This window comes from Massilia haematophila, assembly GCF_042647645.1.
GTDB lineage: Bacteria > Pseudomonadota > Gammaproteobacteria > Burkholderiales > Burkholderiaceae_D > Telluria > Telluria haematophila.
In genome coordinates, this window is sequence record NZ_JBHRVV010000001.1 from 2,333,038 (window position 1) to 2,354,542 (window position 21,505).

The 21,505-nt window shown below is 64.1% G+C and carries 22 protein-coding genes; 8 read left to right on the top strand and 14 right to left on the bottom strand.

The window, feature by feature from the left end; all coding sequences use genetic code 11:
- Window positions 1-2: 2 nt before the first annotated feature.
- The 9 genes from cheA to ACFOPH_RS10400 form a co-directional block, all read right to left on the bottom strand.
- Window positions 3-2,144 (bottom strand): chemotaxis protein CheA, encoded by a 2,142-nt coding sequence (cheA, locus tag ACFOPH_RS10360; RefSeq protein WP_379735098.1) that lies wholly within the window; start codon window positions 2,142-2,144, stop codon window positions 3-5.
- Window positions 2,145-2,178: 34 nt separating this feature from the next.
- Window positions 2,179-2,544, bottom strand: a complete 366-nt coding sequence (locus tag ACFOPH_RS10365) for a response regulator (RefSeq protein WP_312550552.1) — start codon at window positions 2,542-2,544, stop codon at window positions 2,179-2,181.
- 66 nt (window positions 2,545-2,610) lie between these two features.
- Window positions 2,611-3,159, bottom strand: a complete 549-nt coding sequence (locus ACFOPH_RS10370; protein ID WP_379735100.1) for a chemotaxis protein — start codon at window positions 3,157-3,159, stop codon at window positions 2,611-2,613.
- Between the two features lie 27 nt (window positions 3,160-3,186).
- On the bottom strand, window positions 3,187-4,116 hold the full coding sequence (gene motB, locus ACFOPH_RS10375) for a flagellar motor protein MotB (RefSeq protein ID WP_313703855.1): 930 nt from the start codon (window positions 4,114-4,116) through the stop codon (window positions 3,187-3,189).
- A gap of 43 nt (window positions 4,117-4,159) precedes the next feature.
- Window positions 4,160-5,020: a flagellar motor stator protein MotA gene (gene motA / locus ACFOPH_RS10380; protein ID WP_312550549.1), complete on the bottom strand. Its 861-nt coding sequence runs from the start codon at window positions 5,018-5,020 to the stop codon at window positions 4,160-4,162.
- Between the two features lie 151 nt (window positions 5,021-5,171).
- The gene (locus ACFOPH_RS10385) at window positions 5,172-5,936 is read right to left on the bottom strand and encodes a class I SAM-dependent methyltransferase (protein ID WP_379735102.1); all 765 of its coding nucleotides are present in this window, start codon (window positions 5,934-5,936) and stop codon (window positions 5,172-5,174) included.
- Between the two features lie 45 nt (window positions 5,937-5,981).
- Window positions 5,982-6,545, bottom strand: coding sequence for a flagellar transcriptional regulator FlhC (gene flhC, locus ACFOPH_RS10390; protein WP_379735104.1), 564 nt, complete (start codon window positions 6,543-6,545; stop codon window positions 5,982-5,984).
- A 61-nt stretch (window positions 6,546-6,606) separates the two neighbouring features.
- Entirely contained in the window at window positions 6,607-6,924 is a 318-nt protein-coding gene (flhD, locus tag ACFOPH_RS10395) for a flagellar transcriptional regulator FlhD (RefSeq protein WP_047826184.1), read from the bottom strand.
- Window positions 6,925-7,229: 305 nt separating this feature from the next.
- Window positions 7,230-7,559 carry a hypothetical protein gene (locus tag ACFOPH_RS10400; RefSeq protein ID WP_379735106.1) on the bottom strand — a complete coding sequence of 110 codons (330 nt, stop codon included), beginning with the start codon at window positions 7,557-7,559 and terminating at the stop codon, window positions 7,230-7,232.
- 17 nt (window positions 7,560-7,576) lie between these two features.
- Here ACFOPH_RS10400 and kynU point away from each other — a divergent pair, with 17 nt between their 5' ends.
- The 4 genes from kynU (at window position 7,577) to ACFOPH_RS10420 (ending at window position 11,519) form a co-directional block, all read left to right on the top strand.
- The gene (kynU, locus tag ACFOPH_RS10405; protein ID WP_312553775.1) at window positions 7,577-8,836 is read left to right on the top strand and encodes a kynureninase; all 1,260 of its coding nucleotides are present in this window, start codon (window positions 7,577-7,579) and stop codon (window positions 8,834-8,836) included.
- Between the two features lie 8 nt (window positions 8,837-8,844).
- Window positions 8,845-9,687, top strand: coding sequence for a tryptophan 2,3-dioxygenase (kynA, locus tag ACFOPH_RS10410; protein WP_379735108.1), 843 nt, complete (start codon window positions 8,845-8,847; stop codon window positions 9,685-9,687).
- Between the two features lie 91 nt (window positions 9,688-9,778).
- A complete protein-coding gene (locus ACFOPH_RS10415) occupies window positions 9,779-10,327 on the top strand; it encodes an RBBP9/YdeN family alpha/beta hydrolase (RefSeq protein ID WP_379735110.1) in 549 nt (182 codons plus the stop codon).
- Window positions 10,328-10,409: 82 nt separating this feature from the next.
- Window positions 10,410-11,519 (top strand): acyltransferase family protein, encoded by a 1,110-nt coding sequence (locus ACFOPH_RS10420; RefSeq protein WP_379735112.1) that lies wholly within the window; start codon window positions 10,410-10,412, stop codon window positions 11,517-11,519.
- A 102-nt stretch (window positions 11,520-11,621) separates the two neighbouring features.
- Here ACFOPH_RS10420 and htpG read toward each other — a convergent pair whose 3' ends face one another.
- From htpG to ACFOPH_RS10435, 3 genes are all read right to left on the bottom strand, one after another.
- Window positions 11,622-13,538, bottom strand: a complete 1,917-nt coding sequence (gene htpG, locus ACFOPH_RS10425; protein ID WP_312553990.1) for a molecular chaperone HtpG — start codon at window positions 13,536-13,538, stop codon at window positions 11,622-11,624.
- A gap of 156 nt (window positions 13,539-13,694) precedes the next feature.
- Window positions 13,695-14,483, bottom strand: a complete 789-nt coding sequence (locus ACFOPH_RS10430; protein ID WP_379735114.1) for a hypothetical protein — start codon at window positions 14,481-14,483, stop codon at window positions 13,695-13,697.
- A gap of 114 nt (window positions 14,484-14,597) precedes the next feature.
- The gene (locus ACFOPH_RS10435) at window positions 14,598-15,053 is read right to left on the bottom strand and encodes a DUF3592 domain-containing protein (protein ID WP_379735116.1); all 456 of its coding nucleotides are present in this window, start codon (window positions 15,051-15,053) and stop codon (window positions 14,598-14,600) included.
- Window positions 15,054-15,256: 203 nt separating this feature from the next.
- Between ACFOPH_RS10435 and ACFOPH_RS10440 the strand changes: the two genes are divergently transcribed.
- Entirely contained in the window at window positions 15,257-15,718 is a 462-nt protein-coding gene (locus ACFOPH_RS10440) for a RidA family protein (RefSeq protein WP_312552036.1), read from the top strand.
- 127 nt (window positions 15,719-15,845) lie between these two features.
- Window positions 15,846-17,039, top strand: a complete 1,194-nt coding sequence (locus tag ACFOPH_RS10445) for an aminotransferase-like domain-containing protein (RefSeq protein ID WP_379735118.1) — start codon at window positions 15,846-15,848, stop codon at window positions 17,037-17,039.
- 79 nt (window positions 17,040-17,118) lie between these two features.
- Here ACFOPH_RS10445 and ACFOPH_RS10450 read toward each other — a convergent pair whose 3' ends face one another.
- Window positions 17,119-18,330, bottom strand: coding sequence for an ISL3 family transposase (locus ACFOPH_RS10450; RefSeq protein WP_379733102.1), 1,212 nt, complete (start codon window positions 18,328-18,330; stop codon window positions 17,119-17,121).
- Between the two features lie 275 nt (window positions 18,331-18,605).
- Here ACFOPH_RS10450 and ACFOPH_RS10455 point away from each other — a divergent pair, with 275 nt between their 5' ends.
- Complete coding sequence (locus tag ACFOPH_RS10455; protein WP_379735120.1) at window positions 18,606-19,970, top strand: diguanylate cyclase; 1,365 nt, start codon at window positions 18,606-18,608, stop codon at window positions 19,968-19,970.
- A 943-nt stretch (window positions 19,971-20,913) separates the two neighbouring features.
- On the opposite strand, the gene ACFOPH_RS10460 is transcribed toward ACFOPH_RS10455, so the two are convergent.
- On the bottom strand, window positions 20,914-21,180 hold the full coding sequence (locus tag ACFOPH_RS10460) for a hypothetical protein (protein ID WP_379735122.1): 267 nt from the start codon (window positions 21,178-21,180) through the stop codon (window positions 20,914-20,916).
- On the opposite strand from ACFOPH_RS10460, the gene ACFOPH_RS10465 reads away from it, so the two are divergent.
- Window positions 21,179-21,364, top strand: a complete 186-nt coding sequence (locus tag ACFOPH_RS10465; RefSeq protein WP_379735124.1) for a hypothetical protein — start codon at window positions 21,179-21,181, stop codon at window positions 21,362-21,364. The two genes, ACFOPH_RS10460 and ACFOPH_RS10465, sit on opposite strands and share 2 nt — an antisense overlap.
- The last annotated feature ends 141 nt before the right edge of the window (window positions 21,365-21,505 follow it).

Genomic DNA, 21,505 nt, shown 5'->3' on the forward strand with positions numbered 1-21,505 from the left:
TTTCAATTCATTGACGGGGCCAGCGCCTCGTCGGCCAGCTGGCGCGACGAGCGCACCAGGGCGGCCACGTCGAGGATCAGCGAGACGCCGCCATCGCCCAGGATGGTCGCGCCCGAGATGCCGGACACCTTGCGGTAATTCGCTTCCAGGTTCTTCACCACCACGTGCTGCTGGCCGACCAGGTCGTCGATCAGGAGCGCGGCGCGGCGGCCTTCGGACTCCAGGATCACGACGATGCCCTCGGCCGGGTCCATCGAACGCGGCGCGATGTCGAACACGCCGTACAGCGGGATCAGCGGCAGGTATTCGCCGCGCACCTTCAGCACCTGGCCGCGGCCGGCGATGTCGCGGATGTCCTCGCGGCGCGGCTGCAGCGACTCGACGACGAACCCAAGTGGAAGGATATAGATTTCCTCACCGCAACGGATTGTCATGCCATCCAAAATCGCCAAAGTCAGGGGCAAGGAGATGGAAATCGTGGTGCCAAAGCCACGCGCGGAGCGGATATCGACCGAACCGCCCATGGCCGTGATGTTACGTTTGACAACATCCATGCCGACGCCGCGCCCCGAGACATCGGTCACGATCTCGGCGGTCGAGAAGCCTGGCGCGAAGATCAGCTGCCACACGTCCGAGTCGCTCATGCTGTCGGACACGGCCAGGCCGCTCTGCGCGGCCTTGGCCAGGATCTTCTCGCGGTTCAGGCCGGCGCCGTCGTCGGCCACTTCGATCACGATGTTGCCGCCCTGGTGGCCGGCCGACAGGAACAGGCGTCCCGCCTCCGACTTGCCGGCCGCCGCGCGCGCATCGGGCATCTCGATGCCGTGGTCGATGCTGTTCCTCACCAGGTGGGTCAGCGGATCGACGATGCGCTCGATCAGGCCCTTGTCCAGTTCGGTCGCAGCGCCATGGGTGATGAAGTCGACCTTCTTGCCGAGCTTGCCGGCCAGGTCGCGCACCATGCGCGGGAAGCGCGAGAACACGAAGTCCATCGGCATCATGCGGATCGACATCACCGCTTCCTGCAGCTCGCGGGTATTGCGCGTCAGCTGGGACACCGAGGACAGCAGGCGCTCGTGCAGCATCGGGTCGAGCCCGCTGGAACGCTGCTCGATCATGGCCTGGGTGATGACCAGTTCGCCGATCAGGTTGATCAGCTGGTCGACCTTCTCCACCGAGACGCGGATCGAGGACGACTCGGCGCCCTTCTCGTCCTTCTTGACCGCTTTCTTCTCTTCGTGCTGCTCCACCACGGCTGCCGCCGCCACGACCGCCTTCGGCTGGGCCTCGGCGCCCGCCATCGCGCGGATCTGCTCGATCGGCTGGAAGAAGCCGTAGCCGCGCTCGTCGTCCGAGCGCTCGTCGGTGGCGGCCGGCGCCTCGTCGGCCGGGTCGAAGAAGCCGTAGCCCTGCTCGTCCTCGATGCGGGCCCGCTCGGCCGCTTCCAGCGCGCGCTGTTCCAGCGTGAGCGGCGGCGCCTCGAAGATCTTCAGGTCGTCCGGATCGAGGACAAACGAGCAGATGGCGACGATGTCGTCCAGGCTCTCGTGGGTGGTGATGATCAGCGCGCTACGGCCGCCCTCGAGCGGCGTGACCGAGACCCGGCCCATCAGGCCGAGTTCGTCCACCAGGGCGTTGATGTCGCGCTGGGCGACGCTGGGCAGCTCGATCTTGTAGCGGTGCGCGCCCTCGCCGGTCTGGGCTTTCGGCTCGGCGTGGAGAAACGAAGGCGCTACCAGCGAAGCGACCGGCACCAGGCCCTCGGACAGGTCGTGCAGCACCATGCGCACGTTGGCGACCGTGTCCTGGTCGACCGCGGCGCCGTTGCGGTGGCCGTCGAGCTGCATCTTGAGCGTGTCCTTGGCGGCCAGGAAGGCATCCACGTGCTGCGAGGTGAGCGCCATCTCGCCCTTGCGGATCCGGTCCAGCAAGGATTCCAGCACGTGGGTGACCTCGCTCATGTCGGTGATGCCGAAGGTCGAGGCGCCGCCCTTGACCGAGTGGGCGGTGCGGAAGATCGCGTTCAGGTCTTCGGCGTCGGGCGCGGCCAGGTCGACCGCCAGCAGCAGCCGCTCCATTTCGGCGAGCAGCTCTTCGGCTTCGTCGAAAAAGACCTGGTAAAACTGGCTGATGTCGATCGTCATGACAGATTCCGGTGCGGTGGGCGATGCATCCGCATCAGCCGATCACTTTTTTGACGACCTCGATCAGGCGCTGCGGGTCGAACGGCTTGACCAGCCAGCCGTTGGCGCCGGCCGCACGGCCCTTCGATTTCATTTCGTCCGAGGACTCGGTGGTCAGCATCAGGATCGGCACCTTCTGGTACTCGGGCAAGCCGCGCAGCTGCTTGATCAGCGCCAGGCCGTCCATGCGCGGCATGTTCTGGTCGGTCAGGACCAGGTCCACGGTCTGCTGGCGCGCCTTGTCCAGGCCGTCCTGGCCGTCGACCGCTTCCACCACCTGGTAACCGGCCGCCTTCAGGCTGAACGCCACCATCTGGCGCAGCGAGCTCGAATCGTCGACCGCGAGAATTGTTTTAGCCATGTTTTGCTCCTGCTGTTTTCTGTGCCCGGTACACTGCCGGGGATGGTTGTTGTGGTGGGCGAACCGTCAGAACAGTTCGATGTCCCCGCTTTCGAGGTGCCGCTGCTCGACCGACTTGCGCAGCACGCTGCGCAGTTCGAGCGACTGGATGGCCAGCGCCATGCTGACCTTGCCGAGGCGATCGACGATTTCCTCGCTGCCGGTCTCCGGCGCGATGTCCGAGCCATGCTCGTCCAGCGTGCCGAGGAATTCGCGCAGGCCGGTCACGCGCTTGAGGGTGCGGTCGATCAGCTGGCTGGTCATGTCCTGGAACTGCATGCTGGTGATCGCCGTGTTCACGTGGCCGCCGATCTCGCCGCTCATCGCCGCCAGCGCGGCGCTGTCCTCGGGAGTCGGCGTGCCGCCCGCCAGCAGGCGGTCGATCGCCTCCTGGCGCGCGCTGACCGCGCCATGGATGGCCATGAAGCTGCTGGTCAGCTTCTCGATCGCTTCTTCCAGCAGCAGCTCGGTCTGCAGCAGGTCGGTCTCGACCTCGCTGAGGTGGCGTCGCCCGTGCGCCGACACGCCGGAGAGCAGCCGCTTGACGTGCGAGCCCAAAATCTTTTTTCTTGTCATTATTGTCCTCCTGTCAGACGAGGCAGCTCATTGCGTGGCCGCGGTGACGGCCTTCGCCGCCGCCTCGCCGTCCTCGGCCGGCACGTCGAGCGTGGCGGCGTCGCGCATGACGGCGTCTTCGGTGCGCTTGTTCATCACGATGATGCTGATGCGGCGGTTGATCGGATTGAAGGGGTCGGCGCGGTCGAGCGGCGCGGCCGCGGCCAGCCCGACCACGCGCAGGATCTTCTCGTCGGCCAGGCCGCCCACCACCATCGCGCGGCGCGAGGCGTTGGCGCGGTCGGCGGACAGCTCCCAGTTGCTGTAGCCGGCGTCGCTGTAGTACGGCGTCGAATCGGTATGGCCCGACAGGCCGATCCGGTTCGGCACGTCGTTCAGCACCATGCCCAGCACTTCCAGGATGTCGCGGGTATAGGGCTGCAACTGGGCCTTGGCGAGCGCGAACATCGGGCGGTTCTGCTCGTCCACGATCTGGATGCGCAAGCCTTCGCTGGTGATGTCGAGCAGCAGCTGGTTCTTGTACTTCTTCAGCGTCGGATTGGCTTCGATGATCGATTCGATCTTGGTCTTGAGCGTGCGCAGGCGCTCGCCCTCGGCCCGTTCGAGCGCGGCCTTGGCAGCGTTCAGGTCATACGTCTTGTGCTCGGGCGGGGTCTCGCCGTGCTTGACCTGGCCATTGCGGCGCGTCAGGTCGGCGCCGCCGCCCTTGATCACCGAGGAGCTGTCGCCCGAGCCGGAACCGCCCGACATCGCCACCTTCAGCGGGTTCTTGAAGAAGTCGGAAATGCCCTCGAGGTCGCCCTTGGAGGTCGAGCCGAGCAGCCACATCAGCAGGAAGAAGGCCATCATCGCCGTCACGAAGTCGGCGTAGGCGATCTTCCAGGCGCCGCCATGGTGCCCGCCGGCGGTCTTCTTGATCCGCTTGACGATGATCGGGCGCATTCCTTCGTCGGCCATGGGTACTCGTGTAGGTCAGTGAATGGTGGGAACAGCGTGCGGCTTACTTGCCCTTGGACTTCTTGATGTGCTCTTCCAGCTCGGCGAAGCTCGGGCGCTCGGTCGAGTACAGCACCTTGCGGCCGAATTCGACCGCCAGCGCCGGCGCATAGCCGTTCAGGCTGGCCAGCAGCGTGACCTTCACGCACTGGAACATCTTCGAGGACTCGTCGAGCTTCTGCTCGAGCAGGTTGGCGAGCGGGCCGACGAAGCCGTAGGCCAGCAGGATGCCGAGGAAGGTGCCGACCAGCGCCTTGGCGATCAGGATGCCCAGCTCGGCCGGCGGCAGGCCCACCGATTCCATGGTGTGCACCACGCCCATCACCGCCGCCACGATACCGAAGGCCGGCAGGCCGTCGCCGAGCTTGGCGATCACGTGGGCCGGCACCGCGCCCTCGTGGTGGTGGGTCTCGATCTCGTTGTCCATCAGGTTCTCGATCTGGAAGGCGTCCATGTTGCCCGAGACCATGAGGCGCAGGTAGTCGGCCATGAATTCGACGATGTGGTGGTCGGCCAGCACCAGCGGGTACTTGGAGAACAGCGGGCTGGCCTCGGGCGCCTCGATGTCGCCTTCGATCGACATCAGGCCTTCCTTGCGCACCTTGGAGAGCACGTCGAACAGCAGCGCCATCAGCTCCATGTACATTTCCTTGGTGTACGCCGAGCCCTTGAACACCGAAGGCAGCGCCTTCATGGTGGCCTTGATGGCCTTGTTGTTATTACCGACAAAGAATGCGCCCACGGCCGCGCCGCCGATCATCAGCAGTTCGATCGGCTGGAACAGCACGGCCGCGTGACCGCCGGCCAGGATGAAGCCGCCGAACACCGAGGCACAGACAATGACGTAACCAATAATAACTAACAAGACACTGCTCCAGAGGAATAACCAGCGGGCGGACGCTTCGGATGTTCAGGGATTTCGCATCCCGAAAAAAACATTTACGCAGGGAACTACAATAGCTGGAACAATAGCGGGAGAATGGCCTGTGAGCAAGTAAAAGTGCCGGGAATGTCGCCTAAAAGTGCCATATATAGAGAGTTCGACCAGTCTCCGGCACGTCGACCGCGATGCTTGCTGTGCTTTCGGCAATGGCGAACTCGTAACTCATCAGCATGCTGCCGGGGCGCATCTCGCGCCGTGCCTTGTGCCACAGGGCCGTCATGGCGGCCGGCGACAGGTAGGCGAACACGGCGTCGTAGTCGGCGAAATCGAGCGACTCGTAGTCACCGCGCAGGAACACGGCGCGGCTGCCCGCGAAGCGCGCGCGCAGCCAGCTGGCCAGCCAGGGCAGCGGCGCCAGCTCGATGCCGGTCGCGCGCACGTCGGGCCGGCGCCGCGCCAGGTGCAGCACCAGGCCGCCCAGGCCGCTGCCGATATCGATCACCGCCAGCTCCCTCCCCTGCGGCAACTGCCGCGCCACCGCCTCCCAGGCTTCCCGCCCGGAGGGGTAGTAAGGCACCTGGGTGCGAAAGGTCGACCAGTACAGCACCAGCATGAACAGGAACACGGCCAGGAACAGCCAGGGCGGGACCTCGAACTGGCTGGCACCGAACACCGCCAGCGGAAACAGCAGCTGGATCGCCAGCCACCAGCGCGCCAGGCGCCGCCAACCGGCCAGCGCGGCAGCACACGCGCCCTGGACCAGGGCGGCGGTCAAATAGGAGGGGTGGGCGCCGGCGCGCGCCAGCAGGAACACGACCAGCAGGGTCAGCGGAAAGGCCGCCAGTTGGCACAGCAGGGCCTGGATGGCCGGCGCGCGCAGGATGCGCCGGAGACTCACGCCGCCCGTCCTGCCGCGAACTGCATCATATGAAATGGGTAACGTTCAGGCGTCGGGCTGCGCGTCCGCCTGCCGGGCGGCGGCGTCCCTCGCCTTGCGCGTCTTGCCGGCGCGCGAAGGCATGTGGCACAAACCACACAGGTAGTCGCTGTTGAGGTCGAGGCTATCGACCACGAACTTGCCCTTGCACTTGCCGCAGGGCGTCAATCTGAGCATGCCGCTCTGGAAAAAGCGGACCAGGGTCCAGGCGCGGGTCAGCGAGAGCAGCGGCTCTTCGCCGGGCTCGGCCGGCATCTGTTCGAGGTAGAGTTTATAGGCCTTCATCACGGCCTGGATGCCGGTGGCGCCGGCGTTCTCGGCCAGGAAGTTATGGATGTTGATGAACAGCGAGGAATGGATGTTCGGCTGCCAGGTCAGGAACCAGTCGGTGGAGAAAGGCAGCATGCCCTTCGGCGGCGAGACGCCGCGCAGTTCCTTGTACAGCTTGATGAGGCGCTCGCGTGACAGCGACACCTCGGTTTCGAGCAGCTGGAGGCGCGCGCCCAGCTGGATCAACTCGATGGCAAGCTGGATTTCTTGCGCTTCAGATACGACGCTTTTTTTGCTCATCCTGCAACTCCTGCTTCAGTCCGGCTATCCTACACTATCGAACCGAAGCGGAGGTGAGCTTTTAGGCTATTTCTTCGGCCGGCTGGCCAGCCATCAGGATCGCGGCGTGCGACTGGGCCAGGGCGCGGTCCTTGCTGTGGCTGGTGAGCATCGACAGGATGGCGGTGTCATCGAAGCGGAAACGGGCCAGCATCATGTTGCCGCCGGCAAGCTTCAGGATCTGGGCATTGCTCATGCCTTCGATCAAGTCGGCGATGTCGGCCGAGATGCCGAGGCGGAAAATCGCGGTGACCTTGTCGGCGCGGATCATCTGCTGCGCGAGCATCAGGTAGCTCAGGTTCGCATCGCGGATTTCAGCCATCATGTCGTTTGCAGTCATTTTCCACTCTCCGTTGTTTCGTTGTTCCTGGCGTGATTGTGTTGCCAGTGAGATAGATTCTGACTGTAGAGAAACATTTGCGGAATCGGACAGACACTGTATTTTGCGTCCGGCAAAGGCGAGATCATCCGTAGGAGTTTGTCTGACAAACCCTCTCGGATGGGGGAGGCGCTCCTATGAAAACGGAGGCGGATGCGGTGTTACGAGACTTGCCGTTTTGCAGCTTGAAGCAAACCCGGCAGAAGCATCATGTGTTGGTTTACGTCAACCAAATCGGAAACTTTAGGGTGGCTCTGAAATTTTTTTCAGTCCCGCCTTATACCCTTCTGCACCATTAACGGCAGCGTTCCGGACAACTTTAGGGTTTTTGAAAAATATTTTTGAAAATTTTTCGGCCGCCCTGTTGCTGCCTCTGTACCCTTTACGGCGGACTCGGCGGGAACTTTAGGGTTGATGGCAAAAATTGTTGAAAAAAGTCGAAAAAACTTCGCGCGCGCACCGAATCGGCCGAAAAAGATAGCAAAGCGACATTTTTCCACCGTCTCCGGATGCCCTTTTCTTGCTACACTGCCCGCCGAATGCCTGTCCGGCCTATACAACTGCTGACCGTCGGCCGGCCCGGCCATGTCGGCCATTACCCAACTAATCATCCATGAGCGAACTCACCACCACCCGCGCCGCCTGTCTCGCACGCGACGACCAGGACCCGCTGGCGCCGCTGCGCCAGCGCTTCGACCTGCCTGCCGGCGTTATCTACCTCGACGGCAACTCCCTCGGCGCCCGCCCGCGCGCCGCCCTGCAGCGCGCCCAGGAGGTGGTCGCGCGCGAATGGGGCCAGGACCTGATCAAGAGCTGGAACACGGCCGGCTGGTTCGACCTGCCCAAGCGCCTGGGCGCGCGCCTGGCGCCCCTGGTCGGCGCCGGCGCCGACGAAGTCGTCGTCACCGACAGCACCTCGCTCAACCTGTTCAAGGCCCTGGCCGCCGCCGTGCGCATCCAGGCCCAGGGAGAAACCGCGAACCGCCGCGTCATCGTCACCGAGCGCAGCAACTTCCCGACCGATATCTACATGGCCGAGGGTCTGACCAGCTGGCTCGAACGCGGCTACAGCGTGCGCCTGGTCGATTCAAGCGAGGAACTCCCGGCCGCGATCGACGCCGACTGCGCCGTCGTCATGCTGACCCATGTCAACTACCGCACCGGCCATCAGCACGACATGGCCGCCCTCACCCGCCACGCGCACCAGAACGGCGCGCTGGTCGTCTGGGACCTGGCCCACTCGGCCGGCGCGGTGCCGGTCGACCTGAACGGCGCCGAGGCCGACTTCGCCGTCGGCTGCACCTACAAGTACCTGAACGGCGGCCCCGGCGCCCCGGCCTTCATCTGGGTGCCGCGCCGCCACCAGGCCCGGTTCGCGCACCCGCTGTCGGGCTGGTGGGGCCACGCCCAGCCGTTCGCGATGGCGCACGGCTTCGCGCCCGCCGACGGCATCGGCCGCGCACTGTGCGGCACCCCGCCGGTGGTGTCGCTGGCGATGGTCGAGTGCGGCCTGGAAGTGTTCGAGGAAACGACGATGGACGCGATCCGCGCCAAGTCGCTGCAGCTGACCGACCTCTTCATCGAACTGGTCGAGTCGCGCTGCGCCGCCCATCCGCTGGGCCTGGTGACGCCGCGCGAGCACGCGCGCCGCGGCAGCCAGGTCAGCTTCACCCACCCGCACGGCTACGCGGTGATGCAGGCCCTGATCGCGCGCGGCGTGATCGGCGACTACCGCGAACCGGAGATCATGCGCTTCGGCTTCACCCCGCTGTACACCAGCTTCGCGGACGTGTGGGACGCCGTCGAGATCCTGAAGGACATCCTCGACCGCGAAGACTACGATGTGGGCGCCGAGCGCGGCGCCGTGACCTGAAGGCCAGCATGAGCGACCAAGCAAACAAGCCGGCCGAGTGGCACGGCGCGAAGATGGAGTTCAAGGAGTCGATGAGCTACGGCGACTACCTGGGCCTGGACCAGATCCTGTCGGCCCAGCACCCGCTCTCGCCCAACCACAACGAGATGCTGTTCATCATCCAGCACCAGACCAGCGAATTGTGGGTCAAGCTGATGCTGCACGAGCTGCAGGCCGTGCGCGGGCAACTGCGCGCGGGCGAACTGGATCCGGCCTTCAAGATGCTGGCGCGTGTCGCCCGCATCATGGACCAGCTGGTGCACGCCTGGGACGTGCTGGCGACCATGACGCCCTCGGAATACACGGCGATCCGGCCCTACCTCGGCGCCTCTTCCGGCTTCCAGTCGCACCAGTACCGCGCGCTCGAGTTCATCCTCGGTAACAAGAACCCGCAGCTGCTCGCCGTGCACGAGAAGAACCCGCCGGCGCATGCGATCCTGGAGCGCGAACTGCATACACCCTCGGTCTACGACGAATCGGTGATGCTGCTCGCGCGCAGCGGTTTCGCGATCGCGCCCGGACGCCTGGAGCGCGACTGGACCCTGCCGACCGAAGCCGACGAATCGGTCAAGGCGGCCTGGCTGGTGGTCTACCAGGAACCCGACAAGCACTGGGGCCTGTACGAACTGGCCGAAAAGCTGGTCGACCTCGAGACCGCCTTCCGCTTCTGGCGCTTCCGCCACGTGACGACGGTCGAGCGCATCATCGGCTTCAAGACCGGCACCGGCGGTACGGCCGGCGTGAGCTACCTGCGCAAGATGCTCGACGTGGTGCTGTTCCCCGAGTTGTTCGCGCTGCGCACGGCGCTCTAGCCAGGCTGCACGCCCCCGCTGCACGGCGCCGAGCCGTCAGGCGCGCGCGTAGAATGGCCGGAACGACAACGGAACGAACCGAGGAAGCGCCATGGATTGCGACGTCCTGACTCTCGCCGGCCTGTGGAACTCCGGGCCGCAGCACTGGCAGACCCTGTGGGAAGCGCGCTATCCGCGCCTGCGGCGCGTCGAGCACCGCGACTGGAACAATCCGCAGCGCGACGAATGGGTGGCCGAACTCGATGCTGCCGTCGCCGCCTGCCGGGGCGCGCCGGTGCTGCTCGCGCACAGCCTGGGCTGCATGCTGGCGGCGCACTGGGCCGCATCGGGTTCGCCCCTGCGCGCGGCCGGCGCCCTGCTGGTCGCCCCGGCCGACGTCGAGGCCCCGTCCTACCCGATCGACAGCAACCGCTTCGCCCCGGTGCCGATGGCACCGCTGCCCTTCCCCTGCCTGGTCGTGGCCAGCACCGACGACCCCTTCGTCAGCCGCGAACGGGCGCGCGCGTTCGCCGAGGCCTGGGGCGCGCGCTTCATCGAGATCGGCGCAGCCGGCCACGTGAACGCCGACAGCGGCTACGGCGACTGGCCGGACGGCGAGCGCATGCTGCTGGACTTCTGCGCGGGACTGCGCGGCGGCTGAAGCCCCACGGCGCCCAGGCGCGCGTTGTGTGCGCTGCAACATGGGGTATGATGCCCTCACTGGCGTACACAACCGTAAGCTTATGGCAGCTTCCTCTCCGCCCCTCGCCCGCCCGCTGTCCCTCTACCTCGACTGCTGCCGCCTGCTGGCGGCGCTGCTGGTGGTCGTCAGCCACTACGGGCCTTTCGGCGTGATCACGCGCGGCGCCGACGCCTGGGTGCCGGACCTCGGGCGCGAGGCGGTGATGGTCTTCTTCGTCCTTTCCGGCTTCGTGATCGCCTATACCACCGAGCAGAAGAACCAGTCGCTGCGCGCCTACTGCCTGGCGCGCTGCACGCGCATCTACTCGGTCGCCCTGCCGGTCCTGCTGCTGTCCTTCCTCGGCGCCGGCCTGCTGGTGGCGCTCGGGGAAGCGGATACCGAGCGCTTCTACCAGCTCGCCAAGCCCTGGCTGTACCTGCCGCTGCACCTGCTGTTCATGGGCGAACTGTGGACCATCAGCGAGACCCCGCCCCTGCTCGCGCCCTACTGGTCGCTCGGCTTCGAAGTCTGGTACTACGTGCTGTTCGGCGCCCTGTTCTACCTGCGCGGCAGGCGCCGGCTGGTGGTCGGCGGCTCGCTGTTTCTGCTGCTCGGCCCGAAGCTGTGGCTGTTGCTGCCTGTCTGGGCCAGCGGGGTGCTGCTCTACCGCTGGCAGAAAACCCACACCCTCGCACGCCGCCCGGCCCTGCTGGGCTGGCTGGCGACGCTGGTGCTGCTGGCCGCCTTCAAGCTGTCCGGCCTGGACACCGGACTGCGCGAACTGGCGCGCGCGACCTGGCCCTTCCCCGCGGTGCCCCTGAAGAGCGCCGACCGCTACCTGGCCGACTACCTGGTCTGCCTGCTGGTGCTCGCCAACTTCTGGTGCGCCAGGCACGCCGGATTCACGAGGCTGCTGCGCTTCGAACGGCCGATCCGGGCGCTGTCCGCGTACACCTTCACCCTCTACCTGGTGCACGCGCTGGTGATCGGCCTGTGGCTGGGGCTGTACGCGCACGACCCGGCCAGCGGCGCCGACGTTGCGCTGCTGAGCGTGCTGATCGTGCTGGCGACCTGGGGTCTCGGACAGTTGACCGAGCACCGCAGGCACTGGTTCCAGGCGGGGTTCGAGCGGCTGGCGGCGCGCGTGCGGCCGGCGCCGGCGCGGTGGTGAGATCTTGCAGCCTGTTCGACAGGCAGTATCCGGGAATTCGTAGGGTGGGCACGCATAAAAAAAGCCGGGCACGCGGCCCGGCTTGGTCAGGATGGTGCCTGCTTACTTGGTCGCCAGCAGCATCTCGTTGAGACGCTTCACGAACGCCGCCGGATCCGTCAGGCTGCCGCCTTCGGCCAGCATGGCCTGATCGAACAGGATGTGCGACCAGTCGGCAAAGCGCGTGCTTTCCGCGTCCTCGTACTTCAGGCGCGTGACCAGCGGGTGGTTCGGGTTGATCTCGAGGATGGGCTTGGATTCCGGCGCGTTCTGGCCGGCGGCCTTGAGCATGCGCACCAGGTTGGCCGACAGCTCGTGCTCGTCCGCCACCAGGCAGGCCGGCGAATCGGTCAGGCGGAAGGTGACGCGCACGTCCTTGGCCTTGTCCGCCAGGGCGCCCTTCATCTTCTCGACCAGTTCCTTGTACTGGGTCTCGGTCTCTTCGTGTTCCTTCTTCTCGGCTTCGTCTTCCAGCTTGCCCAGGTCCAGGCCGCCCTTGGCCACCGACACCAGTTCCTTGCCCTCGAATTCGGTCAGGAAGGACAGCATCCATTCGTCGACGCGGTCGGTCAGCAGCAGCACTTCGACGCCCTTCTTGCGGAAGATTTCCAGGTGCGGGCTGTTCTTCGCGGCGTTGTAGCTGTCGGCGGTGACGTAGTAGATCTTGTCCTGGCCTTCCTTCATGCGGCCCACGTAGTCTTCGAACGAGACGGTCTGCTCGGCGGAGTCGTTCTGGGTCGAGGCGAAGCGCAGCAGCTTGGCGATGCGGTCCTTGTTGGTCGCGTCCTCGCCGATGCCTTCCTTGAGCACCTGGCCGAATTCGGTCCAGAAGGTCGCATACTTGTCCTTGCCTTCCTGCTCCTCGCTGTTCGCCATTTCCTCCAGCATGCCCAGCACGCGCTTGGTCGAGCCTTCGCGGATCACCTTGACGTCGCGCGACTCCTGCAGGATCTCGCGCGAGACGTTCAGCGGCAGGTCGTTCGAGTCGATCACGCCCTTCACGAAGCGCAGGTAGACCGGCATCAGCTGCTCGGCGTCGTCCATGATGAAGACGCGTTTCACGTACAGCTTGATCCCGCCGCGCTTGTTGCGGTCCCACAGGTCGAACGGGGCGTGGCTCGGCACGTACAGCAGCTGGGTGTATTCGCTGCGTCCTTCCACCCGGTTGTGGGTATGGGTCAGCGGTTCCTGGAAGTCGTGCGAGACGTGCTTGTAGAACTCGTCGTACTGTTCCTTGGTGATGTCGGATTTGCTGCGGGCCCACAGGGCGCTGGCCTGGTTGACGGTCTCGACCTCGTCCTTCAGCACGGTGGCCTTCTGCTCCTCGTCCCATTCTTCCTTCTGCATCACGATCGGCAGCGAGATATGGTCCGAGTACTTGCGGATGATCGACTTCAGCTTCCAGCTCGACAGCAGCTCCTCTTCGCCGGCGCGCAGGTGCAGGATCACGTCGGTGCCGCGGCCGGTCTTCTCGATCTGCTCGACGCTGTAGTCGCCTTCGCCGGTCGACTCCCAGCGCACGCCTTCATCGGCGCCGGCGCCGGCGCGGCGGGTCTCGACGGTGATCTTCTCGGCGACGATGAAGCCCGAGTAGAAGCCGACGCCGAACTGGCCGATCAGGGCCGCGTCCTGCTTCTGGTCGCCCGAGAGCTTGCTGAAGAATTCCTTGGTGCCCGACTTGGCGATGGTGCCCAGGTGCGAGATCACTTCGTCGCGGCTCATGCCGATGCCGTTGTCCGAGATCGTGATCGTCTTCGCGTCCTTGTCGAAGCTGACGCGGATCTTCAGCTCGTGATCGTTGCCGTACAGGGCGTCATTGTTGATCGCCTCGAAGCGCAGCTTGTCGGCGGCGTCGGACGCGTTGGAGATGAGTTCGCGCAGGAAGATTTCCTTGTTCGAGTACAAGGAGTGGATCATCAGTTGCAGCAGTTGCTTTACTTCTGCCTGGAAGCCAAGGGTCTCTTTTTCGGCGACAGCCATCTTATTCCTCGTTGGTAATACAGGTTGGTTGAACGGATGGCAGCAGATATTGGGTTGCCAACATCGATTTCAAGAGGGTCTTTTATACAAGAAACTTTGTATGGCCCGCAACACGATAGCGATCACGGCGCCGAACCAGGCGCCGGCGCCATCGCGCTATACCCTGGACGCCGGCAGGCCCACCGGCACCGGCCCCGCCAGCATGCGCCGCGCCACCAGGTGCACGGCCAGGGCGCAGGCCAGCGCCAGCGCGAAGGCGGCGCCGACGCCGCCCGCGCGCAACTGCATCGCCAGCGTGACGCAGAACACGGAAAAGCCGAAATACCCCGCTACCATGCCGCGCAGCAGCGCGACGGCGCTTCCACGCCCGGTGCCGGCATGGGCGAAGCCCACCAGCACCGTGCTCATCACCGGGAACATCGCGAAGAAACCGGAGAGGCGCGCGCCCAGGTGGGCGGCGCCGGCCGTCACAAGCAGCACCAGTACGGCCGCGGCCCCCATGCGCCATCCCAGGTCCTTGCGCCGGCTGCCGCCGCCATCGGCCGGCAGCGCCGGAAACAGGCGCCCAGCCAGCAGCAGGGCGCACCAGACGAGGGCAAAGGCCACGCCCAGCGGCAGGCGCAGCGCCTGCAGCGCGGCCACCGCCAAGCCATAGGCAAGCAAGGCCAGCAGCATGGAGCCGCCTACCCCGTAACGGACGCAGGCCCAGGCGTAGGCCAGGCTGAAGACGAGGATGGCCACCACGGCCAGCAGCGTGCCCTCGGCCGCGCTGGCGGCAAACGAGGGGCCCTGCTCCAGGGTCAGCGTCAGCAGGATCGGCCCGGCCACGATGGGAAAGGCGGACAGCCAGCCGGCCACGGCCGGCCCCCAGCGCCGTCCGGCCAGGGTCACGAGCCAGATCAGCAGAGGAACCAGGAAGAGCTTGAGCGCAAGTACCGCAGTCATGGTGGGCCTTCCTCTTCTGTCGCGCCGCTCAGCGGCAATTCATTATGATAACACCAAGAAATATTGAATTCCGAATACGACTCGGAGGGCAACCGAAAGGTCATGCACGCCCAGTCAAGCGCCGGGAATGCGCCGCCGGGCGACGACGCGCGCAGCCTCGTACCACGTGACCGCAAGGACGGCCCATAGCCAGAGCAGCGACAGGACGAGGCCGAACCAGGAGCTCGCGCGCACGCCCCGGATCAGCACCGCCTCGCCCTGGCCGTCGTGGTAGGCGGTGACCTCGGCGCCGGGCGGGAAGCGTTCGACCAGCTTCGTCGCCTGGAGCGGGCTGTAGCCGGACGTCGCTTCGATCCGGTGCGCGACCCAGGTCCGGCCGCCTGCCCGGTAGCTGTAGCCGATCGCCGGCATCTTGCCTCCCTTGCCGTGCGCGCGCAGTTCCGCATAGACGATCCGGCCGGGCGCCGCCTGCCAGCCGAGACTGGCCCGGCCGCGCACGATTTCGCCGGCACATTCCATGATTTTCCACACCGGCAGCGCGCAGACGCACAGCCAGGCGACCAATGCCATCGCAAGGCCCAGCCAGACGCGCGGGCGCCGCCGGGGGTGGGTAGTCGACAAGGATGGCAAGCGGGCACTCCGATTCCGGATAAAGAAGCCTCCGATTATGTCATAAGAGCAACATCATTGACCGGCCTCGGCAGCGAGATTGTGTTTTTCACAGCTGGCAAGTCGTACAATACCGGTCTCATTCACCGCAACAGGAAACATCCATGTCCGTCTACGACAAGCTCAAGGAACTGAACATCACCCTGCAACCGGCCGCCGCGCCTGCCGCCGCCTACGTCATGTACGTCCAGACCGGCAACCTGGTCTTCATCTCGGGCCACATCGCCAAGAACGCCGACGGCTCGGTCAACGTCGGCCAGCTGGGCAAGGACAAGACCACCGCCGACGGCCAGGCTGCGGCGCGCGCGATCGCGATCGACCTGATGGGCACCCTGCAGGATGCCTGCGGCGGCGACCTGAACCGCGTCAAGCGCATCGTCAAGCTGATGAGCCTGGTGAACTCGACCCCGGACTTCACCGAGCAGCACCTGGTCACCAACGGCGCCTCGGAACTGTTCGGCGAAGTCTTCGGCGACGCCGGCAAGCACGCCCGTTCGGCCTTCGGCGTGGCCCAGATCCCGCGCGGCGCCTGCGTCGAGATCGAGGCGATCGTCGAAATCGCCTGATCGACCCAATCAAGAAGCACGTTTGATCACAGGCCCGGCCTACCCGGCCGGGTCTTTTACAGCCGCCTACCCGGCGTGCGTACATTAACGACTGCGCACCAGCGGCAGTCCTTCCAGTGAGACAAGCATGAAAATCGAGAATCCCAATCCCATCCAGTGGCAGTTTTCGGAGCGCGCGCAGCAGCTGCAAAGCTCGTTCATCCGCGAGATCCTGAAGATCACCCAGCGCCCGGAGATCATCTCCTTCGCCGGCGGTCTGCCCTCGCCCGCGACCTTCCCGGTCGAGCGCATGAAGGAAGCCTATGACCGCGTGCTGAGCAACGCCGGCAAGGTGGCGCTGCAGTACGGCCCGACCGACGGCTACGGCCCGCTGAAGGAATGGATTGCGAACTCGCTGTCGACGGAAGGCACGAAGATCCTGCCCGAGCAGATCCTGATGGTGTCGGGTTCGCAGCAGGCCCTCGATTTGATCGGCAAGGTCCTGATCGACGAAGGCAGCCGCGTACTGGTCGAAACCCCGAGCTACCTGGGCGCGCTGCAGGCCTTCTCGGTCTACCGTCCGGAGTTCGGCTCGGTGGCCACCGACGACCACGGCCTGGTGCCGGCCTCGATCGAGCCCGTCGCCGATGGCGCACGCCTGCTGTACTCGCTGCCGAACTTCCAGAATCCGACCGGCCGCACGCTGTCGATCGAGCGCCGCCGCGAACTGGTCGAGACCTGCGCGCGCCTCGGCCTGCCGCTGATCGAGGACGATCCCTACGGCGCGCTGTCGTACAAGGGCGAACCGATGCCGAAGATGGTGGCGATGAACCCGGACGGCGTGATCTACATGGGTTCGTTCTCGAAGGTGCTGACCCCTGGCATCCGCCTCGGCTACGTCTGCGCCCCGCTGCCGCTGGTGCGCCGCCTCGAGCTGGCCAAGCAGGCTGCCGACCTGCACACCGCCCAGCTGACCCAGATGGTGGTCCACGACGTGGTCAAGGACGGCTTCCTCGACCAGCACATCCCGAGCATCCGCACCCTGTACGGCAACCAGTGCCAGGCCATGCTGGACGCGATGGACGAGCACTTCCCGGCCGGCGTGACCTGGACCCGCCCGGAAGGCGGCATGTTCATCTGGGTCACCCTGCCGCAGCACATCGACGCCATGAAGCTGCTGGACCAGGCGATCGCCGCCCGCGTCGCCTTCGTGCCGGGCGCGCCCTTCTACGCCAACGATCCGGAGACCAACACCCTGCGCCTGTCCTTCGTGACGGTGCCGCCGGAACGCATCCGCGAAGGCATCGCCATCCTCGGCAAGCTGATCGCCGCCGCGATGTAAGCAACCGGCCGCCGGCAGCTCAGGCGGCGAGTTGCAGAAGCACCACGACATGGACGCCACCGGCGTCCATTTTTTTGGTTCATCGCACTTTGCCGGGGAACGCATCCTTGATTTTCAGGAAGAAGTAGGATGCGTCCCGAAAACCGTAGGCCATGCGCTTGATGACCTTGATGCGGTTGTTGACGCCTTCAAGGATCGATGAGCTCATCGGATAGATGGCTGATGCCAGGATGCCGCGGCGATATTTGGCCAGGCGTTTGGCAAACTGGATCAGCGGTGCGATCTGGCTTTGCAAGGCGAGCTTGAGCCAGGCTTTCCACCGCCGGGCACCGTCCCGGACTGATGGCGCATACCAGATTTCCTTCAGCTCGGTCTTGAGCAGGTAAACCGTTGCCAAGGGCTGGTTGGCAGCCAACAGCTCTTCGAGCTTGACGGCCTGCTCGGCCTTGAGGTTGTCACGATTGCGCAGTAACAGCCAGCGACTGCGCTTGATGACCTGGCGGGCTTTTGGTTCGGCACGCAAGGCATTGGCCTGGTCGACACGAACCCGGTCGACCACTTCGCGACCGAAGCGCGCCACCACATGAAACAGGTCGTAGACGACTTCTGCGTTTGGACATTGCTGGCGAACTTCGAGGTCCATGGCCGTGTTCATATCCATGGCAACGGCTTCGATCCGCTGGCAGCCTTCCTCTCCCAGCAACTCGAAGAACGGCCGAATCGCTTCCCGGCTATTGCCTTCTCCCACCCATAGCACCCGCATTCGTTCGGCATCCAGGGCGACAGTGGCGTACCGGTGCCCCTTGTGCAGGGCGAATTCGTCCATGACCAAGCGCCGTACGCCTTCTGCCGAGAAGCCACCATGCAGGTGCTGCAAGCGCCGATGATCGATGTCCTTGATGGTATGCCAGTGCAGGCCGGTCAACCGGGCCACATGGGCTATCGGAAGCAGCTGTGCCAGCGCCTCCACCCAGAGGCGCACGCGGTGCGTGATGCGCGCCCGGCGGTCGAGCCAAACAATGTGCTCGGCTACCCGTGCGTCGCAGTGATGGCAGTCCAGTCGCCGCACCGGCACATCGAGCCAGACACGCCTATCCAGAATGTCGCGGTCACGCACCTTACGCCTTCGGCACTCATGAACCAGAGCGCAAGGCTGGCGGCATGCCCCGCACAAAGCTTCGCTTGAAGGGCTGGTATCGAGAACGATTAACAGCGACCCGTCCTCTTGTTCGTGGACGGCATCGACAATATGGCCTTCCCAAAACGGGACAGACGGCATAGCATTGAGCATGGCGGTGGTTTGACAGACTGATTTGTTTGGCGACTATCAATCTACCAACATCAGACCTCCGCCACCACCTCCTGCTCAGTTCGTCAATCCCGTCTTCCCCCATTCCCCGCGAAGAACCATTTTTTTTGCCGAGCCGCGGTTACAAAGCATGGGCGATCCGCGGTTGGGAAGGCACAACAATAAAAGCTATCCTAATGGCAACAAAAGTTACCACTAGTAGCAACATCGCGGTATGATTTTGCACGATATCAAAACCGGCTCTACACCGCTCGCCCATGTCCACCTTCGCCTCCGTGTCCGCCGCGTCGCCGCGCCAGGCCGCCGTCCTCATCGTCGATGACGCGCCCGCGCACCTGGGCGCGCTGCGCTCCATGATGCTGCAGCAGGGCCACCAGACCTTCGTCGCCAACTCGGGCGAACGGGCCTTGAACATCGCCCAGCGCGCCCTGCCCGACCTGGTCCTGCTCGACATCAACCTGCCCGGCATGGACGGCATGGAGGTCTGCCGGCGCCTGAAGGCGCACCCGGTCACCAGCGCCATCCCGGTGATCTTCATGAGCGCGCGCAGCGAGACCGAGGACATCGTCGCCGCCTTCGACATCGGCGCTTCCGACTACATCACCAAGCCGCTGCGCCTGGCCGAAGTGTGCGCGCGGGTGCGCGCCCAGCTGCAGTTCCGCCGCACCAGCCTGTCGCAGCAGGAACAGGCCGACCGCCTGCGCCTGATCGTCAACAGCATCGATGAAGGCCTGATGATCATCGAGCCGAGCGGACGTATCCAGTACGCGAATCCGGCATGCGACCGCTACCTCGGCTATGCACCGGGCGAACTGGCCGGCTGCACGCTCGACGGCCTGCTCGCCCCGTCCGTGGTCCAGGAATACCTCGACCTCTTCACGCGCAGCGTCGCCGGCACCAACACTGGCACCGGCGCGCCCGACTGCCGCGGCGCGCGCGAGGTGCTGATCCGCCAGCGCGACGGCATCCTGCGCGCGATGGACCTGACGCTGACCCCGATGACGGCCGACCCGCCGCTGTTCGTCGCCCTGCTGCACGACATCACCCACCACAAGCAGTCCGAGACCGCGCTGCAGCGCGCGGCGCTGGTCGATCCGCTGACAAAAATAGCCAACCGCCGCCACTTCGACGCCTTCCTGGAAAAGGAATGGCAGCGCGCGGTGCGCAGCAGCCAGCCGCTGTCGCTGATCGTGCTCGACGTCGACCACTTCAAGGGCTACAACGACAGCCTCGGCCACGCCGCCGGCGACGCCTGCCTGCAGCAGGTGGCGATGGCGCTGCAGTCGCACGCGCTACGCGCCACCGACCTGGCCGCACGCTACGGCGGCGAGGAATTCGTGCTGCTGTTCGGCGAGACCGGCTTCGAGGCCGCCATCGCGCTGGGCGAGGCGATCCGCGCCCACATCGAATCGCTGCACATCCCGAACCCGCGCTCGACCACCTCCGAGTGGGTGACGGCGAGCCTGGGCGTGGCCACCATCGTGCCGACCCAGCTCGACGACCTGAAGGACTTTTTCGTCAGCGCCGACCGCGCCATGTATGCGGTCAAGGATGCGGGACGTAATGGGGTGCGTGCGGTGCGGACCGGGAGTGCGCAGATGGCGGAGCCGGCGCTGTCGTAGGCGCCGGATGCTCTCGGCGGCGCTGTGGCGCGAGAACGCATACGTTTTCTCTTGACTGCACGTCACCGTTGACGCGCATGTATAGTTGGCAAGGTTTGAATTGCGCTTGATACCAGGCTTACGGAAGAGTGTCGACACAACATCTTGCTTGCCTGATAAACATCGAGCCATTGCTATCCATTTTTGAAAGTTTACTCTCGACCAAGAGCGGCCACTCAAGAATTTAATGCATCAGCTTATCAAAGACAACAATACGGAAATTTGAGGACAATCCTATAAATACAGGCCGCCGATATTTGGAAAACCGGATGATAGCTAGCATTTGCCCTCACTGTGAAACATCAGTTAATACCGCGATCGGACAGGTATCCCACTGCCCCACATGCGGCAAGCCATTCATTTGCATCGATGTGTACTGCGCATCCAAGTCCCATTCGACGTGTAGGTGCTGGAACTATATTGGAAGGACTTCATATCTGGGCAATGAGCGTCAGTTATCCCCTCCCAACGCCCTACCTATATATTTGAACGCGAATAATGGCCTCAATTGCAATGAATGCGGGCTTAACTGGGGGCTAAAACAAGCTATCATATATCAAAAAGGCGAGCATGCACCTCGCCCTTTTGCAGGGCATTTTATTGTACCTCTAGAGGAACATAGTCCCCTGAACATATATCACGGCACAAAACCACACTACCTGAAATCCATTAGAGCAAATGGTCTAACGCCGCCTGCATCGATAAGGGATAAGAGTCATGGGTTCGCTACTGAGGGAAGCCTTCGATACACTGGAAGAGATCTAGCTCCCGCCCTAAATCATTCAGACGACAAGTGCATCGTAGAGCTCTCTTATTCAGGGCTAATTGCAATTACTTCCCTTACATGTGTTGCCGAGCAATTGAATCTCCTTCTTGACAAACTCCCTAAAAATATTGATGGGGTTCAGTACCATGAAGACGGCCGCTCTATTGTATTTCGCCCCGAGGCGGAACTTAAAATTACAAAGATGCCGCCAGGCGCCAAAAGGGAGGTAGGCTGGTTCTCAAAAATAAAGGAGATCGTGCTTCGATTCCTGCGAATTTCCACTAAAAACTGATACGAGGTTATCGCTGCCAGCACAAGTTCCGCTTTGGGTTGCAGCGGCTGATCGCGACGGATAGCTGCCAGCCGGAAGCGGCCATCAACCAGCTCGGAAGGGAAGTGCGTCATGGAGAACCTGAATACTTTGATGGCCTACAAGGCCATGTTTCGTTTCCTGGAAAAATACTATGCATTGACCAATGCAGAGGAAATCGGAGCACTTTTAGGAAGCATGAGTATGAAGATTTTTGTAGGAGATAAGCCGGCAGACCCTGCAATGTGGACGACTGGTTGGAAGCCATCCGAGAGGTAATGGCTGAGCCATCGCGCGAATCTAGCCAATAGACACAAATTCCTGTTTCGCGCACTTCCGCTTCGGGGTCGGAAGCGGACGGTCGAGCTAAATCAGTCATAGTCGCTGGCGCCCCCAAACCTTTGGCATAGCGCTTTTCAG

Bases quoted from the DNA above. Each gene is read 5' to 3' on its own strand.
- htpG (WP_312553990.1), bottom strand. From the start codon at position 13,538: ATGGCTGTCGCCGAAAAAGAGACCCTTGGCTTCCAGGCAGAAGTAAAG.
- ACFOPH_RS10370 (WP_379735100.1), bottom strand. From the start codon at position 3,159: ATGACAAGAAAAAAGATTTTGGGCTCGCACGTCAAGCGGCTGCTCTCC.
- ACFOPH_RS10400 (WP_379735106.1), bottom strand. From the start codon at position 7,559: ATGGCCGACATGGCCGGGCCGGCCGACGGTCAGCAGTTGTATAGGCCG.
- cheA (WP_379735098.1), bottom strand. From the start codon at position 2,144: ATGACGATCGACATCAGCCAGTTTTACCAGGTCTTTTTCGACGAAGCC.
- ACFOPH_RS10465 (WP_379735124.1), top strand. From the start codon at position 21,179: ATGGAGAACCTGAATACTTTGATGGCCTACAAGGCCATGTTTCGTTTC.
- motB (WP_313703855.1), bottom strand. From the start codon at position 4,116: ATGGCCGACGAAGGAATGCGCCCGATCATCGTCAAGCGGATCAAGAAG.
- ACFOPH_RS10450 (WP_379733102.1), bottom strand. From the start codon at position 18,330: ATGCTCAATGCTATGCCGTCTGTCCCGTTTTGGGAAGGCCATATTGTC.
- ACFOPH_RS10365 (WP_312550552.1), bottom strand. From the start codon at position 2,544: ATGGCTAAAACAATTCTCGCGGTCGACGATTCGAGCTCGCTGCGCCAG.
- ACFOPH_RS10430 (WP_379735114.1), bottom strand. From the start codon at position 14,483: ATGACTGCGGTACTTGCGCTCAAGCTCTTCCTGGTTCCTCTGCTGATC.
- ACFOPH_RS10440 (WP_312552036.1), top strand. From the start codon at position 15,257: ATGTCCGTCTACGACAAGCTCAAGGAACTGAACATCACCCTGCAACCG.
- kynU (WP_312553775.1), top strand. From the start codon at position 7,577: ATGAGCGAACTCACCACCACCCGCGCCGCCTGTCTCGCACGCGACGAC.
- flhD (WP_047826184.1), bottom strand. From the start codon at position 6,924: ATGACTGCAAACGACATGATGGCTGAAATCCGCGATGCGAACCTGAGC.
- ACFOPH_RS10445 (WP_379735118.1), top strand. From the start codon at position 15,846: ATGAAAATCGAGAATCCCAATCCCATCCAGTGGCAGTTTTCGGAGCGC.
- flhC (WP_379735104.1), bottom strand. From the start codon at position 6,545: ATGAGCAAAAAAAGCGTCGTATCTGAAGCGCAAGAAATCCAGCTTGCC.
- ACFOPH_RS10420 (WP_379735112.1), top strand. From the start codon at position 10,410: ATGGCAGCTTCCTCTCCGCCCCTCGCCCGCCCGCTGTCCCTCTACCTC.
- kynA (WP_379735108.1), top strand. From the start codon at position 8,845: ATGAGCGACCAAGCAAACAAGCCGGCCGAGTGGCACGGCGCGAAGATG.
- ACFOPH_RS10460 (WP_379735122.1), bottom strand. From the start codon at position 21,180: ATGACGCACTTCCCTTCCGAGCTGGTTGATGGCCGCTTCCGGCTGGCA.
- ACFOPH_RS10415 (WP_379735110.1), top strand. From the start codon at position 9,779: ATGGATTGCGACGTCCTGACTCTCGCCGGCCTGTGGAACTCCGGGCCG.
- ACFOPH_RS10435 (WP_379735116.1), bottom strand. From the start codon at position 15,053: ATGGCATTGGTCGCCTGGCTGTGCGTCTGCGCGCTGCCGGTGTGGAAA.
- ACFOPH_RS10455 (WP_379735120.1), top strand. From the start codon at position 18,606: ATGTCCACCTTCGCCTCCGTGTCCGCCGCGTCGCCGCGCCAGGCCGCC.